The sequence below is a fragment of the Grimontia sp. NTOU-MAR1 genome, assembly GCF_035758505.1.
In the GTDB taxonomy this organism is placed as follows: Bacteria; Pseudomonadota; Gammaproteobacteria; order Enterobacterales; family Vibrionaceae; genus Enterovibrio; species Enterovibrio marinus.
The window spans coordinates 2,515,124-2,532,818 of the sequence record NZ_CP142108.1 but is presented as its reverse complement, the minus strand read 5'-3'; the positions used below and the strand labels follow the sequence as shown (position 1 = coordinate 2,532,818).

Sequence of the window (17,695 nt, the reverse complement as noted above, 5' to 3'; positions counted from 1 at the left end):
TTGGCGATGCGAAAATGACAATCTGTTGCATCGAATTGCCCCCATCATAGATCAGGTAATTAGTTGCTTAAAGTGATATATTCACAACATGTAATTGCATTTTTTGCAACATGGAAGTTAAGCGATGAACATCAAACATCTTCAGCTGTTCATACACCTATGTGACAGTAAAAGTTTCTCCAAAACAGCCGCGGCAATGCACATCAGTCCCTCAGCGCTAAGCCGACAAATACAGAAGCTTGAGCAGGAAGCTGAACAGCAGCTTTTTCTGAGGGATAACCGAAGCGTAGAGCTAACACTGGCGGGGAAAAAGCTATTACCTGTCGCGATGAGAATTCTGTCTGAATGGCAGCAATACCAGAGTCAGTTTAATACCTCAGGGAATGAGCTAGTCGGCGAGATAAGGCTGTTCTGTTCAGTCACCGCAAGTTATAGCCATTTACCTGAGCTGTTATCAGAGTTTCGCTTAAGACACCCACTTATTGAGCTTAAGGTATCTACCGGAGACCCGGCACAGGCGATAGATAAAGTACTCTCTGATGAAGCCGACATTGCAATATCCGCGTTGCCTGAACAGCTTCCTTCTAAAGTTTCATTTGAGCCTATCAGTGATATCCCGCTATCTGTTATCGCACCTGCAGGTGTCAGCAGTTTCGCCGATACCCTGCAAAGTGAAGATCCTGATTGGTCTTCTATTCCATTTATCGTGCCGGAAGCAGGAACTGCCAGAGAGCGCGCGAACACCTGGTTTAAAAAGATGAAAATCAAACCCAATATCTACGCGCAGGTTTCCGGCCATGAAGCCATCGTGAGCATGGTAGCGCTTGGATGCGGTGTGGGAATTGCGCCGGATGTGGTAATCAATAACAGTCCTGTCAGGGATAAAATCGAAAAGCTCAAGCTAGCCCCCATCAAGCCATTCGAGCTAGGAGTGTGCTGTCTACGATCGCAAATAGATAACCCGCTTATTAAAGCGCTATGGGACGTAGCAGAAGGGAAAACGATCTAGTTGCGATACTGTCTCAGCATCGGTATCTCGAAGAGCAGCAACAGGCATATCTCCTGACTATCCTCACTAAAAATTAACACAAGTGAGGTGAGCAATGAGCGTAGTTGAAAAGATTGGGAAGGCACTGGAACCTTTGATGCTCGTGATGGGCTTGGTCAGTCCTTTAGCAACGTTACCTCAAATCTATAAACTCTACTTCTCACACAGTGAGCACGCCGCAGGGTTATCCCTGACAACCTGGGTGCTCTATTCTTTTATTGCCATGCTCTGGACCATTTATGGGCTTTACCACAAGAACCCAACGATATGGGTAGGTAATGGCTTAGGGTTTTTAATGTATTTGGCCATGGTCGCAGGGATCATTGCACGTGTAGGCATCATCTTCTAAACAGGAGCCTTTAATACAGATACTCATTAGGAGGTTGCACATATGATGTTGATAGAAAAACCTCTGTCACTCGACCGGGGCGTACAGCCTGAGGTTTCTTAGTAAGAGGCGGAGCAGGTAGGACTCAATAGGGATGCCTAGTTGCGCACGGCCAGTGCCCTCACCCAAGGTGTGAAGCACTTTTCAGGGAGCGCAGATAGCAAAAAACCTCAGCCTTTCGACTGAGGTTTCTCTAAGAAGTGGCGGAGCGGACGGGACTCGAACCCGCGACCCCCGGCGTGACAGGCCGGTATTCTAACCAACTGAACTACCGCTCCACACTTAAATTGGAAGCCTGGCGATGTCCTACTCTCACATGGGGAGACCCCACACTACCATCGGCGCTGTTACGTTTCACTACTGAGTTCGGCATGGAGTCAGGTGGGTCCATAACGCTATGGTCGCCAAGCAAATTCTGCTAAGTCTTTACCTTTAAAAAGGTGAAAACCAAAATCTTGGAAAGCTGTTTGTTATTCTCGTTCTTACACATTCAAGGTTCTCTCTGAGTCCGTCAAAACCCCTTGGGTGTTGTATGGTTAAGCCTCACGGGCAATTAGTATCAGTTAGCTCAACGCCTCGCAGCGCTTACACACCTGACCTATCTACGTCGTCGTCTCCAACAACCCTTTAGAGGACTTTAAGTCCTAGGGATGACTCATCTTGAGGCTCGCTTCCCGCTTAGATGCTTTCAGCGGTTATCGATGCCGAACTTAGCTACCGGGCAATGCCACTGGCGTGACAACCCGAACACCAGAGGTTCGTCCACTCCGGTCCTCTCGTACTAGGAGCAGCCCCTCTCAATCATCCAACGCCCACGGCAGATAGGGACCGAACTGTCTCACGACGTTCTAAACCCAGCTCGCGTACCACTTTAAATGGCGAACAGCCATACCCTTGGGACCGACTTCAGCCCCAGGATGTGATGAGCCGACATCGAGGTGCCAAACACCGCCGTCGATATGAACTCTTGGGCGGTATCAGCCTGTTATCCCCGGAGTACCTTTTATCCGTTGAGCGATGGCCCTTCCATTCAGAACCACCGGATCACTATGACCTGCTTTCGCACCTGCTCGAACCGTCATTCTCGCAGTCAAGCGGGCTTATGCCATTGCACTAACCTCACGATGTCCGACCGTGATTAGCCCACCTTCGTGCTCCTCCGTTACGCTTTGGGAGGAGACCGCCCCAGTCAAACTACCCACCAGGCACTGTCCTCAACCCCGATAAGGGGCCTAAGTTAGAACATCAAACATACAAGGGTGGTATTTCAAGGTCGGCTCCACACAAACTGGCGTCTGTGTTTCAAAGCCTCCCACCTATCCTACACATGTAGGCTCAATGTTCAGTGCCAAGCTGTAGTAAAGGTTCACGGGGTCTTTCCGTCTAGCCGCGGGTACACAGCATCTTCACTGCGATTTCAATTTCACTGAGTCTCGGGTGGAGACAGCGTGGCCATCATTACGCCATTCGTGCAGGTCGGAACTTACCCGACAAGGAATTTCGCTACCTTAGGACCGTTATAGTTACGGCCGCCGTTTACCGGGGCTTCGATCAAGAGCTTCGACCGAAGTCTAACCCCATCAATTAACCTTCCGGCACCGGGCAGGCGTCACACCGTATACGTCATCTTTCGATTTTGCACAGTGCTATGTTTTTAATAAACAGTTGCAGCCACCTGGTATCTGCGACTGCCCTCAGCTCCATCCGCAAGGGACTTCACCATGGGCAGCGTACCTTCTCCCGAAGTTACGGTACCATTTTGCCTAGTTCCTTCACCCGAGTTCTCTCAAGCGCCTTGGTATTCTCTACCCGACCACCTGTGTCGGTTTGGGGTACGGTTCCTGATAACCTGAAGCTTAGAGGCTTTTCCCGGAAGCATGGCATCAATGACTTCATCACCGTAGTGACTCGACATCGTGTCTCAGTGTATAGCGTCCCGGATTTGCCTAAGACACCCACCTACGCACTTGAACCTCGACAACCGTCGCGAGGCCCACCTAGCCTTCTCCGTCCCCCCATCGCAGTTATCAGCAGTACGGGAATATTAACCCGTTTCCCATCGACTACGCCTTTCGGCCTCGCCTTAGGGGCCGACTTACCCTGCCCCGATTAACGTTGGACAGGAACCCTTGGTCTTCCGGCGAGGAGGTTTTTCACCCCCTTTGTCGTTACTCATGTCAGCATTCGCACTTCTGATACCTCCAGCAGCCCTTACAGACCACCTTCTACGGCTTACAGAACGCTCCCCTACCCAGATATAAATATCTGCCGCAGCTTCGGTGTATCGCTTAGCCCCGTTACATCTTCCGCGCAGGCCGACTCGACCAGTGAGCTATTACGCTTTCTTTAAATGATGGCTGCTTCTAAGCCAACATCCTGGCTGTCTGAGCCTTCCCACATCGTTTCCCACTTAGCGATAACTTGGGGACCTTAGCTGGCGGTCTGGGTTGTTTCCCTCTCCACGACGGACGTTAGCACCCGCCGTGTGTCTCCCGGATAGTACTTACTGGTATTCGGAGTTTGCAAAGGGTTGGTAAGTCGGGATGACCCCCTAGCCTTAACAGTGCTCTACCCCCAGTAGTATTCGTCCGAGGCGCTACCTAAATAGCTTTCGGGGAGAACCAGCTATCTCCGAGTTTGATTGGCCTTTCACCCCTAGCCACAAGTCATCCGCTAATTTTTCAACATTAGTCGGTTCGGTCCTCCAATTGATGTTACTCAATCTTCAACCTGCCCATGGCTAGATCACTCGGTTTCGGGTCTACGTCATGCAACTCATCGCCCAGTTAAGACTCGGTTTCCCTACGGCTCCCCTATGCGGTTAACCTTGCTACATAACGTAAGTCGCTGACCCATTATACAAAAGGTACGCAGTCACCTAACACGTAGGCTCCCACTGCTTGTACGTACACGGTTTCAGGTTCTGTTTCACTCCCCTCACAGGGGTTCTTTTCGCCTTTCCCTCACGGTACTGGTTCACTATCGGTCAGTCAGGAGTATTTAGCCTTGGAGGATGGTCCCCCCATCTTCAGACAAGATAACACGTGTCCCGTCCTACTCGTTTTCACGTTAAACAAGCCGTCGTGTACGGGGCTATCACCCTGTATCGCGCCACTTTCCAGAGGCTTCCACTAACTCATAAAACGCTTAAGGGCTAATCCGGGGTCGCTCGCCGCTACTGCCGGAATCTCAATTGATTTCTTTTCCTTCGGGTACTTAGATGTTTCAGTTCCCCGAGTTCGCCTCCACAACCTATGTATTCAGTGTGGGATACTGGCTTATGCCAGTGGGTTTCCCCATTCGGACATCCCAGATTCAAATGGCTGTTACTGCCTTATCTGGGCTTATCGCAAGTTACTACGTCCTTCATCGCCTCTGACTGCCAAGGCATCCACCGTGTACGCTTAGTCACTTAACCATACAACCCCAAGAGGTTTCGTAGGTTTAAACAACCAAGGTGTTCTTATAAGAACATGTTCACCCTTTTTGCCTCTGCTTTTTCTTAAAAAGCGGAAACATAAAGCGATGAACGATTTCGCCGGACTCAAATATTGTTCATCACTTCCTAGGAAAGGATGAAACCAAGAACACTTGAATGTGTTTGGTGTTAATTCCGAAGAATCAACATTTGAGAACTTTTACAAACAAACTGAATCAGTTTGTTTAGTCAGCTTTCCAGATTTTTAAAGAGCATGTGATGTGTTCTAGTGAACAACCACTTTTTAAGAACACTCACCATTCTCTGTTCGAAGAGAAGTGTGCTTAAAGAGTGGTGGAGCTATGCGGGATCGAACCGCAGACCTCTTGAATGCAAATCAAGCGCTCTCCCAGCTGAGCTATAGCCCCACACCGATACTTAGCTATTGACCAACCGCTTTCAAAACAAGGGGTGAAAGAAGGACGTTTAGTTCGCTAAACGACGAGTTTCACAACGCAGTGTTGGAAGTGGTTGGTGGGTCTGAGTGGACTTGAACCACCGACCTCACCCTTATCAGGGGTGCGCTCTAACCACCTGAGCTACAGACCCATCTAAGTATGTTCTTTTTCTTTTTGACCGTAGCAATCTGTGTGGACACTGGCATCAATAGTATCGTTAAGGAGGTGATCCAGCCCCAGGTTCCCCTAGGGCTACCTTGTTACGACTTCACCCCAGTCATGAACCACACCGTGGTAAACGCCCTCCCGAAGGTTAAGCTATCTACTTCTGGTGCAGCCCACTCCCATGGTGTGACGGGCGGTGTGTACAAGGCCCGGGAACGTATTCACCGTGGCATTCTGATCCACGATTACTAGCGATTCCGACTTCATGGAGTCGAGTTGCAGACTCCAATCCGGACTACGACATACTTTCTGGGATTCGCTTCACATCGCTGCCTCGCTGCCCTCTGTATATGCCATTGTAGCACGTGTGTAGCCCTACTCGTAAGGGCCATGATGACTTGACGTCGTCCCCACCTTCCTCCGGTTTATCACCGGCAGTCTCCCTGGAGTTCCCGACATTACTCGCTGGCAAACAAGGATAAGGGTTGCGCTCGTTGCGGGACTTAACCCAACATTTCACAACACGAGCTGACGACAGCCATGCAGCACCTGTCTCACAGTTCCCGAAGGCACACCAGAATCTCTTCCGGCTTCTGTGGATGTCAAGAGTAGGTAAGGTTCTTCGCGTTGCATCGAATTAAACCACATGCTCCACCGCTTGTGCGGGCCCCCGTCAATTCATTTGAGTTTTAATCTTGCGACCGTACTCCCCAGGCGGTCTACTTAACGCGTTAGCTCCGAAAGCCACAGTTCTAGACTACAGCCTCCAAGTAGACATCGTTTACGGCGTGGACTACCAGGGTATCTAATCCTGTTTGCTCCCCACGCTTTCGCATCTGAGCGTCAGTCTTTGTCCAGGGGGCCGCCTTCGCCACCGGTATTCCTTCAGATCTCTACGCATTTCACCGCTACACCTGAAATTCTACCCCCCTCTACAAGACTCTAGCCTGCCAGTTCAAAATGACTTTCCCAGGTTAAGCCCGGGGCTTTCACATCTTGCTTAACAGACCGCCTGCATGCGCTTTACGCCCAGTAATTCCGATTAACGCTCGCACCCTCCGTATTACCGCGGCTGCTGGCACGGAGTTAGCCGGTGCTTCTTCTGCCGCTAACGTCAAACACTGCACGTATTAAGTACAATGCCTTCCTCACGGCTGAAAGTGCTTTACAACCCGAAGGCCTTCTTCACACACGCGGCATGGCTGCATCAGGCTTGCGCCCATTGTGCAATATTCCCCACTGCTGCCTCCCGTAGGAGTCTGGACCGTGTCTCAGTTCCAGTGTGGCTGATCATCCTCTCAAACCAGCTAGGGATCGTCGCCTTGGTGAGCCTTTACCCCACCAACTAGCTAATCCCAACTGGGCCCATCCGGTAGCGAGAGGCCATAAGGTCCCCCTCTTTGGTCCAAAGACATCATGCGGTATTAGCCACCGTTTCCAGTGGTTATCCCCCTCTACCAGGCAGGTTCCCAGCCATTACTCACCCGTCCGCCGCTCGCCGCCCAATAAATCATCCGAAGAATCTTTATTGTCGCTGCCGCTCGACTTGCATGTGTTAGGCCTGCCGCCAGCGTTCAATCTGAGCCATGATCAAACTCTTCAATTAAAGTTTTTGGCTCGATGAAATACTGTTGTTGTTTTGTCTCCGCTTTTTAAAAAAGCAGAAGCAAAACGAATTGACTGTGCCGATATAACCGAAGTTATTTCGTTTGGTCACTCAGTAAACATCGATAAATCTTTTGTCTATCAATCACGAGTGCCCACACAGATTGCATAGGTCAAATTGTTAAAGAACGTTGACTTGAAGAAGCGTCGCTTCTCACCGTCAGGGCTGCGAATTTTACGCTGCCGGGCGATGAAGTCAAGAAGAAATTTTGAGATTTTTCAGCGTTGCTTTCGCAACCCTCAAAACACCTTGTTGACTTGCCTCTCGGGGTGAATTCCCCTTCGAAGCGGGCGGCCATTTTACTGATTCGAAACAGCGCGTCAAGCGTTTATTTCAACTCAATTTTTGAGGCCTTCGCCGTACCGATTTGAGTGGGCGTTTCCGCGGTGGGAGCCGCTCTCCGTGTCGGTGAGGCGGCATTATAGGGAGGTCTGAAATTCTGGCAAGGCCTTTTTTGAAGTTTTTTATGAAAAACGATGCGTTCGATTACTTTTCGCCCAAAACAGCATTAAAGTGAACGAAATCGCTCTGAAAAGTTCTTCACTCTATCCCAATTGGTGTACTCAATTTCTTTGGTTGGGTCAGTTTCGCCACCTGTCATCTTCATAATGAACTGAATCATGACACGATCGAAAAGCTTATAGCGGGGATAATAGAGCGCACCGGCGAACACATCTTGCAGTTCTGGCTGCCAAGGCGACAGCTTTCTGAACTTCTTCATATAGACACTACCTTCCGGTGTGTCTTTACCAGGTTTGCGAGCTGTCAGATTTACGCAGAAAAAGGCAGCTTTCTTTTCATTGAGCGCAGAGAGGTTGTTTTCGATAAAACGGTACAGCTTCTTATTCAAGTGACCATAGCGAATTGACGCACCAATCAGTACCTTATCATATTCTGCCCAATTCAGCTTCGGCATGTCGTGCAGGTCCACCAGCTCACATTCGTAATTACCTGCCAATTCGCTTTCAATAGAACGAAGAATCTTTACTGTCTGTCCTTCACGGCTTGAGTGAAGTAAAAGCGCCTTTTTCATCATTATTCCTATAAAAGCTGTTAGCTACGCCAGAAGGTCGGCGTGAAAAGAACCAGTAAGGTGAACACTTCGAGACGTCCAAAAAGCATGGAGACTATCAGTACCCATTTCGCGCCACTATTTATATCGCCAAAGTGAACCGCTACTTGACCGAGACCAGGACCAAGGTTGTTAAGGGTTGCTGCAACCGCAGAGAACGCAGTTAACTCATCAATACCTGTCGTGATAAGCCCTAGCATACAGATGACAAATACCAGTGCATAGGCCGAGAAGAATCCCCAGACTGCATCCACCACCTGTTGAGGCAATGCTTTGTTGCCCACTTTGATGGTGTACACCGCCCTTGGGTGCACCAGACGTTTCAGTTCACGAGAACCTTGCAGTGACAGCAGCAGGATTCGGATCACTTTCATACCGCCACCCGTTGAGCCTGCACAACCACCTATAAAAGAGGAAAACAGTAAAAGCACCGGCAGGAATAATGGCCATTCAGAAAAACTCGTCGTGGTATAACCCGCTGTCGTGGAAATTGATACTGTCTGGAAGATGGCTTGGTTAAAAGCTTCGAACTCAGACTCGTAAGTGCCATGGTTGATCAACATGCCGAACACAATCGCCAGCAAGATAAGCTGGATCACTATAAACGCACGGAACTCTGGGTCTTTGAAATAGAAACCGGGATGTAGCTTGCCACTGGCAAAAGCGGCGAAGTGTAACGAGAAATTACACGCTGAAATAAAGAGGAAGAACACTGTGATGAAGTTAATCGCCGGGCTGTTGAAATAGCCGATACTTGCATCATGGGTTGAGAATCCGCCGATCGCGACTGTAGAAAAGCTGTGGCTGATAGCATCGAATACCGACATCCCCGCCAGCCAGTAAGCCGATGCGCAGGAAACGGTCAGCGCAAGATAGATATACCAAAGCGCTTTCGCCGTTTCTGCAATACGCGGTGTCATCTTGCTGTCTTTAACCGGGCCCGGGATTTCAGCACGGTATAGCTGCATACCACCGATACCAAGCACTGGTAGAATGGCGACTGCGAGCACAATGATACCCATGCCCCCGAACCATTGCAGAAGCTGACGATAAAACAGTACCGCTTTTGGCAGGTTGTCGAGCCCCACCATCACCGTTGCCCCGGTCGTCGTAAGACCTGAGAAAGATTCAAAGAAGGCGTCGGTTACCGACATATTGGGTTGTTCTGACAGCATGAACGGAATAGACCCCGCGCTGCCGATTACCGTCCAGAACAGCACCACAATCAAAAAGCCATCACGGGCTTTCAATTCATGTCTGAAACGTCGGTTAGGAAACCAAAGAAGACCACCGCCCGCGAGAAGAAGGAAGAAAGTGAGAACAAAAGGGAAACCTTCACCATCGCGGTAAATGAATGCCACCACGGCTGGCGCCAGCATGGTGATACTGAAAAGGGCAAGAAGAAGCCCGACAATCCGGATAATTGAACGAAATTGCATAGCCTTGGACGGCTCATCCTTATATTCAGGGGTGAGCCTGAATTATGTATTTTTATCAAGCCCGGCCACGCTAACCTGACCGCGGGAGCGATTAAAAATCTCCGCTGCGATCTGTTCGGCACTCCGTGCATCCAATTCCACTGTCATCTCCACATTATGGCTGAATTCAGTATTAACCTGAACCGCGTTATGGGAAGCCAGTATCGATTCGATCAAGGCAATGTGAGGGTATTCACAGCTTATTGTGAACTGAACCGTAATCGCCTTCTCTTTCGTTGCCAGTTGCAGTAGCGCCTGTTGCACACCGCCACCATAAGCTTTGACAAGCCCACCAGTCCCCAGCCGGATACCACCATAGTAGCGCGTCACCACTGCAGTGACCTCACCCACACCACTGCCAGATAGCTGCGCAAGGATAGGTTTACCGGCCGTGCCGGAAGGTTCTCCGTCATCACTAAAGCCCCAACTCATCGAGTCTTCAGGACGCCCAGCAACGAATGCCCAACAGTTATGGCGTGCATCAGCATGCTTCGCTTTGATTTTTGCCACAAACGCTTTGGCACTTTCGATGCCTGGCGTATGGGCGAGATAGGTAATAAAGCGGCTCTTCTTTATCTCTTCTTCCGATATCACGGGTGATAACGGGATCAGATAGGGCGAGATATTCATGCGAGTCACCATAAATTGAAAAGGCGCGGGATTTTAACACAAGAAAATCGTAACACAGCAAAAGCGCTAACTCGTTGAAATAGTGAGAACGCAAGATTCAAACAGATAGTTTAAACACAAATTTCAAACATCTGTTTAACATTTCTATTGCCTTTTTGTTCAGCCCGGCTCAGACTAAAGCTGACTATAACGACTACCCTCTACCTAAAGGTAAACCAAACCAGACAAAGATCTGGCAATACGGAGATAGAACATGATTTACCAAGGTGACACCCTGTCCGTGCGCTATCTAGAAGATGGCCTCGCGGAGCTGAACCTCGATGCACCCGGCTCTGTTAATAAATTCGACCTTGCAACACTGGAAAGTCTCAACGAGGCGCTTAATGCTCTCTTGCAAAAGTCCGACGTAAAAGCCCTGCTGCTGACGTCTGCCAAACCAGCGTTTGTCGTAGGCGCAGATATCACTGAATTCCTTGGCCTGTTTGCCAAGCCAGAGGAAGAGCTCTCAAATTGGGTCACGCACGCGAACGATATCTTCAACAAACTCGAAGATCTGCCTTTCCCTACCGTTTCCGTCATTTCCGGTTTCGCGCTAGGTGGTGGCTGCGAGTGCATTCTTGCTACTGATTTCCGTATTGCTGATTCCACCGCGCGCATCGGCCTGCCAGAAACCAAACTTGGCATCATGCCGGGCTTTGGCGGAACCGTGCGAATGCCTCGTCTGGTGGGTGCTGATACCGCGATGGAGCTCATCACCGCTGGTAAAGAAAGCAAAGCCGATGCCGCACTCAAAATCGGTCTGGTTGATGCCGTGACGGCACCGGATGACCTGCGTGATGCTGCGATTGCCCTTGCTAAGCAAGCCATTGAAGGCAAGTTGGATTGGCAATCACGTCGCGCACAGAAAAAAGCGCCACTGCAACTGAACAAGATAGAAGCCACCATGAGCTTCACCATGGCCAAAGGCATGGTGGCGCGTGTGGCAGGTCCTCACTACCCAGCTCCTATGACTGCAGTTGTGGCGATTGAAGAAGCGTCACGCTCCGACCGCGACGGTGCCTTGTTGGTTGAGAACAAACACTTCGTCAAACTGGCGAAGAACGATGTCACTCAGGCACTGGTTGGTATTTTCCTCAATGATCAGTACCTGAAATCCAAAGCCAAGAAAGCCGCTAAAGAAGGCAAGCCAACTGAGCGTGGCACTGTATTGGGCGCAGGCATCATGGGTGGCGGCATCGCTTACCAGTCAGCCAGCAAAGGTGTGCCGGTACTGATGAAAGACATTAGCCAGGCCTCGCTTGAAACCGGCATGAAAGAAGCCTCCAAACTGCTGAACAAGCAATTGGAGCGGGGTCGTCTTAACGGTCTGAAAATGGCAGAGGTACTTGCCTCTATTACCCCTAGCCTTCACTACGCAGGTATCGAGCAATCTGACGTGGTTGTTGAAGCCGTGGTAGAGAATCCGAAAGTGAAAGCGGCAGTACTGAGCGAAGTGGAGGCCTTGCTACCAGAAGGTGCAGTGCTGACTTCCAACACCTCCACGATTCCTATCGATCTGTTGGCAAAATCGCTCAAGCGACCAGAAAATTTCTGCGGCATGCACTTCTTTAACCCCGTGCACCGCATGCCACTGGTAGAAGTCATTCGCGGTAAGGATACCTCAGAAGAAACCGTGGCACGCGTGGTGGCATATGCCGCCAAGATGGGTAAAAGCCCTGTTGTCGTCAACGATTGCCCAGGGTTCTTCGTAAACCGCGTGCTGTTCCCCTACTTTGCCGGTTTCAGCATGCTGCTTCGTGACGGTGCTGACTTTACCAAAGTCGACAAAGTGATGGAGAAGAAGTTCGGCTGGCCAATGGGCCCTGCTTACCTACTTGATGTTGTAGGCATTGACACTGCACACCATGCACAGGCTGTGATGGCAGAAGGTTTCCCAGAACGTATGGCGAAAAGCTACCGCGATGCTGTCGATGTGATGTTTGAGTCCGAGCGCTTTGGTCAGAAGAATGGCGTCGGTTTCTACAAATACTCAGTCGACCGTAAAGGCAAGCCTAAGAAAGACGTGGATGCCGATGTCGCAGGCCTGCTGTCATCAGTACTCGGTTCAGCAACCGATTATAGCGACGAAGAGATCATCAACCGCATGATGGTGCCGATGATCAACGAAGTAGTGCGTTGTCTGGAAGAAGGCATTATCGCGACTCCTCAGGAAGCAGACATGGCGCTGGTTTACGGCCTTGGCTTCCCTCCATTCCGAGGCGGTGTATTCCGCTATCTGGATACCATTGGACTGGCAAACTATGTTGCTATGGCTGACCAACTGGCCAACCTGGGCCCTGCTTATAAAGTGCCACAAGGTCTTCGCGACAAAGCTGCCAAAGGCGAAGGGTATTTCGATGCCCAACGACAGTCTGCCTAACCACAAGGAATTGAGAGGGAAAACAACATGAAAAACGTCGTGATTGTCGATTGTATTCGAACCCCGATGGGCCGCTCCAAAGGCGGTGCTTTCCGCCACACCCGTGCGGAAGATTTGTCAGCGCACCTGATGGCATCACTGCTGGCACGTAACCCACAATTAGATCCAACAGAAATCGAGGATATCTACTGGGGCTGTGTGCAGCAAACACTGGAACAAGGCTTCAACGTTGCCCGTAACGCAGCGCTGCTCGCTGGCATTCCACACACAGTAGCCGCAACTACGGTTAACCGTCTGTGTGGCTCTTCCATGCAGGCACTGCATGATGCCGCGCGTGCCATTCAAGTGGGCGATGCTGATGTCTGCCTAATTGGTGGTGTTGAGCACATGGGTCATGTTCCAATGACCCACGGTGTCGACTTCCACCCGGGTCTTTCCAAGTCTGTGGCAAAAGCCGCCGGCATGATGGGTCTGACCGCAGAGATGTTAGGTCGCATCCATGGTATCAGCCGTGAGCAGCAAGATGCTTTTGCTGCCCGCTCCCACCAGCGCGCATATGCCGCCACCGTGGAAGGCCGCTTTAAGAACGAAATCATGCCTACCGAAGGCCATGATGAGAAAGGCGGACTGTTCCTGATGGAAAACGATGAAGTTATCCGTCCGGAAACCACAGTGGAAACCCTTTCAGGCCTGCGCCCTGTATTCGACCCAGCCAACGGCACAGTAACCGCAGGTACGTCTTCCGCACTGTCTGATGGTGCGGCAGCCATGCTGGTGATGAGCGAAGACAAAGCCAAAGCGCTCGGTCTGCCTATTCGTGCTCGCGTGCGTTCGATGGCAGTCGCAGGCTGCGATCCTTCTATCATGGGTTATGGTCCTGTACCGGCAACGCAAAAAGCACTGAAGCGTGCAGGCGTGAGTATTGATGACATCGGCATGATTGAGCTCAACGAAGCCTTCGCTGCACAGTCACTGCCTTGCGCAAAAGATCTGGGCTTGCTGGATAAAGTCGACGAAAAAGTGAACCTCAACGGTGGCGCGATCGCACTGGGTCACCCTCTGGGTTGTTCAGGCGCACGTATCTCTACTACGCTTATCAACCTGATGGAGCACAATGATGTCGAGCTGGGCCTTGCCACCATGTGTATCGGATTAGGCCAGGGTATTGCTACGGTGTTTGAGCGCGTTTAAACAAAAACGTGTCGTCATCAAAGCCGGGTTTAATACCCGGCTTTGTTATTTGTAGCGAAGCATTGCTATAGAGCCATGCGCATAACGCATATTAATCATGATTTAGTTTCATTATTTTCATGACCACTTTGGTTCTACACTGTATTTCATACGTTTATTCCCCTTTCCGGAGGACATCCCATGTTCAAAGCACTGGTACTGGACCAAGCTGACAAAATCACCACTTCAAGCATTCAAGAACTCGACGTAAGCCGACTGCCACAAGGCGATGTGCTGATCGACGTGGATTACTCCTCACTGAACTACAAAGATGGCCTTGCTATTACAGGCAAGGGCAAGATCTGTCGCGAGTTCCCAATGGTCCCAGGTATCGACCTGACAGGGACAGTGTCAGAATCTTCAGATTCACGTTTTACCGCCGGACAGAAAGTGGTACTGACTGGCTGGGGCGTTGGTGAAACCCATTGGGGTGGCATGGCACAAAAAGCGCGCCTCAAAGCTGACTGGTTGGTTCCACTGCCAGAAAAGCTCTCTGGCGATCAGGCAATGAAAATCGGTACTGCGGGTTTGACAGCCATGCTGTGTGTACAGGCACTTCAAGATGCTGGCATCACACCAGAGAAAGGTGAAATCCTGGTGACAGGCGCAAGTGGCGGTGTCGGTTCAGTGGCGGTGACGCTGCTGTCTGAACTGGGTTATCAAGTGGTAGCAGTAACAGGCCGTTCAAGCGAGAACGGTGAGTGGCTGAAATCTCTGGGCGCGTCGCGCGTGGTAGAGCGTAGCGAATTTGAAGAACCAGCTCGTCCATTGGAAAAACAAATTTGGGCAGGCGCGGTAGATACCGTTGGCAGCAAAATGCTGGCAAAAGTGCTGGCGCAGGTTGATTACGACGGCGCAGTCGCAGCATGTGGTCTTGCAGGAGGTTTCGATCTGCCAACCACAGTCATGCCATTTATCCTACGCGGCGTGAAACTGCTGGGTGTGGATTCTGTATACGCGCCTTTCGAGCGTCGCCAGAAAGCGTGGCAGCGTATCTCTGAGATATTGCCAGCAAGCTACTACGATAACGGCTGTCGCGAAATCTCGCTGGAAGAAGTGCCAGACGCAGCAGAAGCCATCACCAATGGTCAAATCACTGGCCGTGTGGTGATCAAGCTGTAAGCCTTCTTTGCGGTATAAAAAGAACGGAGCCTATCGGCTCCGTTTTTTGTTTGATAGGGTCAAACAAACCCCATGTCTTTAATCCGTGTATCGATAAGGCGGCTGCACTCTTCTTTAATCAAGTTTCGAAGCCATACCTGCGCCGCAGAATGCTCCGTCCTTGGGTGCCAAATTAGGGAGTAATCAAACGGCTTAAATTCAAACGGTAATGGTTTAATCACCAAATCGTGTTTTTCACCCACGAGATACGCCAAGTCAGCAGGAACGGTAATGATAAGTGGCAGGCTATCCAGCATCGCCACCGCCGCTTCCAGGTGATAAGCACGTAGAGCCAGTTTCGGCTCTGGGTGTCCACGCAACGCTTCATCGATCAGCGCTTTCACGCCGTCACTGATAGCAATCACTGCATGTGGGTAAGCCATGTAGTCTTCGAGCGTCAGCGCTTTATCGGCCAAAGGGTGATGTTTCGACACCATGCAAAATACGCTCACCAGTCCCAACCTGTCAGACTGAAGCGGGTCAACGGGACCTGTCGGGCGGCAAATCGCCATGTCGCAACCTTCCGAAGTTAACTGACGCATTAACTGGTCATGCTGCAAAGGGGCGAACTCCAGTGACAAACCTGGCGCTTCCTCATAAATACGCGGCAATGCAAATGGCAAAATGGTTTGCATAGCGTAATCAGTCGTCGCGATCTTAAAAGACTGCCCACACATGGCCGGATCAAACTCTTCAGGCGAAAGGACATGACGAAGTGTATCTAGTGGCGCTGTCAGTTGAGCATTCAACTCCAACGCTCTTTGGGTTGGGATCAGCTGTTGTCCATGCCGGGTAAACAAGGGATCGCCTGTAAGGCTTCTCAATCGTCCCAGCACCCTACTCATCGCTGACTGGCTAAGGCTTAAACGGATAGCCGCTTTACTCACGCTACCTTCTTCCAACAGCACACGAAGCGCTATTAACAGGTTTAAGTCGCGGCGGTAGATATCTTCAAGTTCCATAACATGCCCAAAGAGTGGTAACGTTGCCATTATAAGCATGCCGGTCACCGATAAGGGTGATTAAGAAAGGCGTTTATTGATATTTGGCGAACGCCAGATAAAAAAAATCCCGCATTAAAGCGGGGAAGCCCAAGAAAACTGGGTGTGAGTGTAGTCGATGAGTGAGTTAGCCTAGCTGTTTCGCCATGTTCACGTTCGTTTGAACATCATTCGTTAACAACTTGTTAATTAAGTTACACATGTTTTTTACAAAACCAACCCCTGTTGAATATTTAGTCTTCATAAGTATGATCGGGTCGACGTTTTCAATGTGATAAATGCAGATGAGTTCAGAATTTGAAAATCCGGATCACTTTTTAGACGCAGAAGGCCTGCGTTGTCCGGAACCGGTCATGATGGTAAGAAAAACAATCCGCAACATGGCGGAGGGGGAAACCTTGCTGGTGACGGCGGACGATCCGTCCACGACACGCGACATCCCAAGTTTCTGCCGTTTTATGGACCACACCCTTGTTGCCCATGAGTCAGAAACAAGCCCATTCCGCTATCTGATCAAGAAAGGTCTTTAAGACCTTCTGAACGGACAAACGAACGGAAATGAAAAAGGCAGCCAAGGCTGCCTTTTTCGTGTCTGTCAGTAATCTGATGCTTGCTCAACGTCGTTCACTTTCCGCCTGAGCGTGGCGTTTTCATGCTCCAGTTCCCGCACGGCCTTTTTCATTGGTAATACGTAGCGCACCCTCACCATAGCATCAATCGATAAGTAAGTGGTTACTATTGCGCCAACCACCATAGGAAACCACATATCAGTTAACACCATTCCAAGAATATTCAGCGCCAGTGCAAAGTGGAACAGCCACATCTGGCTTTTAGGGCTGATCGCCAGAAACCTGTCCATAACACGCTCCTTAATCACGATGACACTAACGCCAAACTACCATGGAACCGTCGGAGAGGTTGCTGATGAAATCACACATTCAGGCGTCTGGTTATGTTTCTTATCGCATAAAGAAAGTACCGATCGCGAGTACCGCAAACAACCCTGCCGTCACATACCGTACAACGTTCAATGGCAATGCATTTGCTGCCTTGTGACCCAGCAATACCACCGGGACATTAGCCAGCAGCATACCGATAGTCGTGCCAATAATAACCATGGTCAGCGCTTCAGCATTTTGAGCACCGAGTACAGTTGTAGCCACCTGGGTTTTGTCGCCAATTTCCGCAATAAAGAACGCGATGAAACTCGCCACAAACGGGCCCCGGTTTGACACACTTTCTTCATCATCGAGTTTGTCAGGGATTAGCACCCATACTGCCATCACCGCAAAGCTGACGATCAGCACCCAACGCAAGACATCTTCGGTAAGATAATCGGCAACAACCACACCCAGCCAAGCAGCAACCGCATGGTTAAGGATTGTGGCGAAAAATATCGCAAGAATAATAGGCACTGGCTTTCGGTATCGACTGGCCAGTAACAGGGAAAGGAGTTGGGTTTTATCACCAATTTCTGCCAACGCAACGGTGGCAATAGATATCGCTAACACGCTCATTATTGTTTTCCAGGGCGAGGATTATTATTCGAAAACCATGACAA

The 17,695-nt window shown here is 50.2% G+C and carries 12 protein-coding genes, 3 tRNA genes and 3 rRNA genes; 6 read left to right on the top strand and 12 right to left on the bottom strand.

What is annotated here, in order from left to right; translation table 11 throughout:
- Positions 1-124: 124 nt before the first annotated feature.
- On the top strand, positions 125-1,009 hold the full coding sequence (ilvY, locus tag VP504_RS11630; protein WP_325891301.1) for an HTH-type transcriptional activator IlvY: 885 nt from the start codon (positions 125-127) through the stop codon (positions 1,007-1,009).
- A 94-nt stretch (positions 1,010-1,103) separates the two neighbouring features.
- A complete protein-coding gene (locus VP504_RS11625) occupies positions 1,104-1,397 on the top strand; it encodes a SemiSWEET transporter (RefSeq protein ID WP_325891300.1) in 294 nt (97 codons plus the stop codon).
- A gap of 240 nt (positions 1,398-1,637) precedes the next feature.
- On the opposite strand, the gene VP504_RS11620 is transcribed toward VP504_RS11625, so the two are convergent.
- The 9 genes from VP504_RS11620 to VP504_RS11580 form a co-directional block, all read right to left on the bottom strand.
- Positions 1,638-1,714 (bottom strand) — tRNA-Asp (locus tag VP504_RS11620).
- 15 nt (positions 1,715-1,729) lie between these two features.
- Positions 1,730-1,845, bottom strand: a 5S ribosomal RNA gene (gene rrf, locus VP504_RS11615).
- Positions 1,846-1,968: 123 nt separating this feature from the next.
- Positions 1,969-4,854, bottom strand: a 23S ribosomal RNA gene (locus VP504_RS11610).
- 352 nt (positions 4,855-5,206) lie between these two features.
- A tRNA-Ala gene (locus tag VP504_RS11605) sits at positions 5,207-5,282 on the bottom strand.
- A gap of 104 nt (positions 5,283-5,386) precedes the next feature.
- Positions 5,387-5,463: transfer RNA gene (locus VP504_RS11600), tRNA-Ile, on the bottom strand.
- A 67-nt stretch (positions 5,464-5,530) separates the two neighbouring features.
- A 16S ribosomal RNA gene (locus tag VP504_RS11595) occupies positions 5,531-7,083 on the bottom strand.
- Together the 16S, 23S and 5S rRNA genes with 3 tRNA genes alongside form the textbook arrangement of a ribosomal RNA operon.
- 568 nt (positions 7,084-7,651) lie before the next feature.
- Positions 7,652-8,176 carry a menaquinone-dependent protoporphyrinogen IX dehydrogenase gene (gene hemG / locus VP504_RS11590; RefSeq protein ID WP_325891299.1) on the bottom strand — a complete coding sequence of 175 codons (525 nt, stop codon included), beginning with the start codon at positions 8,174-8,176 and terminating at the stop codon, positions 7,652-7,654.
- 20 nt (positions 8,177-8,196) lie between these two features.
- The gene (locus VP504_RS11585) at positions 8,197-9,654 is read right to left on the bottom strand and encodes a TrkH family potassium uptake protein (RefSeq protein ID WP_325891297.1); all 1,458 of its coding nucleotides are present in this window, start codon (positions 9,652-9,654) and stop codon (positions 8,197-8,199) included.
- A 42-nt stretch (positions 9,655-9,696) separates the two neighbouring features.
- The gene (locus VP504_RS11580) at positions 9,697-10,323 is read right to left on the bottom strand and encodes a YigZ family protein (RefSeq protein ID WP_325891296.1); all 627 of its coding nucleotides are present in this window, start codon (positions 10,321-10,323) and stop codon (positions 9,697-9,699) included.
- Positions 10,324-10,576: 253 nt separating this feature from the next.
- Between VP504_RS11580 and fadB the strand changes: the two genes are divergently transcribed.
- From fadB to acuI, 3 genes are all read left to right on the top strand, one after another.
- Positions 10,577-12,742 (top strand): fatty acid oxidation complex subunit alpha FadB, encoded by a 2,166-nt coding sequence (fadB, locus tag VP504_RS11575; RefSeq protein WP_325891295.1) that lies wholly within the window; start codon positions 10,577-10,579, stop codon positions 12,740-12,742.
- Between the two features lie 27 nt (positions 12,743-12,769).
- Positions 12,770-13,933: an acetyl-CoA C-acyltransferase FadA gene (fadA, locus tag VP504_RS11570; RefSeq protein ID WP_325891294.1), complete on the top strand. Its 1,164-nt coding sequence runs from the start codon at positions 12,770-12,772 to the stop codon at positions 13,931-13,933.
- 180 nt (positions 13,934-14,113) lie between these two features.
- The gene (gene acuI, locus VP504_RS11565) at positions 14,114-15,094 is read left to right on the top strand and encodes an acrylyl-CoA reductase (NADPH) (protein ID WP_325891293.1); all 981 of its coding nucleotides are present in this window, start codon (positions 14,114-14,116) and stop codon (positions 15,092-15,094) included.
- 59 nt (positions 15,095-15,153) lie between these two features.
- On the opposite strand, the gene VP504_RS11560 is transcribed toward acuI, so the two are convergent.
- On the bottom strand, positions 15,154-16,095 hold the full coding sequence (locus VP504_RS11560) for a LysR family transcriptional regulator (RefSeq protein ID WP_325894038.1): 942 nt from the start codon (positions 16,093-16,095) through the stop codon (positions 15,154-15,156).
- Positions 16,096-16,418: 323 nt separating this feature from the next.
- Between VP504_RS11560 and tusA the strand changes: the two genes are divergently transcribed.
- Positions 16,419-16,664: a sulfurtransferase TusA gene (gene tusA, locus VP504_RS11555; protein WP_046303100.1), complete on the top strand. Its 246-nt coding sequence runs from the start codon at positions 16,419-16,421 to the stop codon at positions 16,662-16,664.
- Positions 16,665-16,729: 65 nt separating this feature from the next.
- Here the strand turns inward: tusA and VP504_RS11550 are convergent, their stop codons facing one another.
- Positions 16,730-16,993: a hypothetical protein gene (locus VP504_RS11550; protein ID WP_325891292.1), complete on the bottom strand. Its 264-nt coding sequence runs from the start codon at positions 16,991-16,993 to the stop codon at positions 16,730-16,732.
- A 100-nt stretch (positions 16,994-17,093) separates the two neighbouring features.
- A complete protein-coding gene (locus VP504_RS11545; protein WP_325891291.1) occupies positions 17,094-17,651 on the bottom strand; it encodes a TMEM165/GDT1 family protein in 558 nt (185 codons plus the stop codon).
- Positions 17,652-17,695 lie beyond the last annotated feature (44 nt).

Excerpts from the sequence above, each read along its gene's own strand:
- ilvY (WP_325891301.1), top strand. The coding sequence starts at position 125 with ATGAACATCAAACATCTTCAGCTGTTCATACACCTATGTGACAGTAAA.
- VP504_RS11625 (WP_325891300.1), top strand. The coding sequence starts at position 1,104 with ATGAGCGTAGTTGAAAAGATTGGGAAGGCACTGGAACCTTTGATGCTC.
- hemG (WP_325891299.1), bottom strand. The coding sequence starts at position 8,176 with ATGAAAAAGGCGCTTTTACTTCACTCAAGCCGTGAAGGACAGACAGTA.
- VP504_RS11585 (WP_325891297.1), bottom strand. The coding sequence starts at position 9,654 with ATGCAATTTCGTTCAATTATCCGGATTGTCGGGCTTCTTCTTGCCCTT.
- VP504_RS11580 (WP_325891296.1), bottom strand. The coding sequence starts at position 10,323 with ATGAATATCTCGCCCTATCTGATCCCGTTATCACCCGTGATATCGGAA.
- fadB (WP_325891295.1), top strand. The coding sequence starts at position 10,577 with ATGATTTACCAAGGTGACACCCTGTCCGTGCGCTATCTAGAAGATGGC.
- fadA (WP_325891294.1), top strand. The coding sequence starts at position 12,770 with ATGAAAAACGTCGTGATTGTCGATTGTATTCGAACCCCGATGGGCCGC.
- acuI (WP_325891293.1), top strand. The coding sequence starts at position 14,114 with ATGTTCAAAGCACTGGTACTGGACCAAGCTGACAAAATCACCACTTCA.
- VP504_RS11560 (WP_325894038.1), bottom strand. The coding sequence starts at position 16,095 with ATGGAACTTGAAGATATCTACCGCCGCGACTTAAACCTGTTAATAGCG.
- tusA (WP_046303100.1), top strand. The coding sequence starts at position 16,419 with ATGAGTTCAGAATTTGAAAATCCGGATCACTTTTTAGACGCAGAAGGC.
- VP504_RS11550 (WP_325891292.1), bottom strand. The coding sequence starts at position 16,993 with ATGGACAGGTTTCTGGCGATCAGCCCTAAAAGCCAGATGTGGCTGTTC.
- VP504_RS11545 (WP_325891291.1), bottom strand. The coding sequence starts at position 17,651 with ATGAGCGTGTTAGCGATATCTATTGCCACCGTTGCGTTGGCAGAAATT.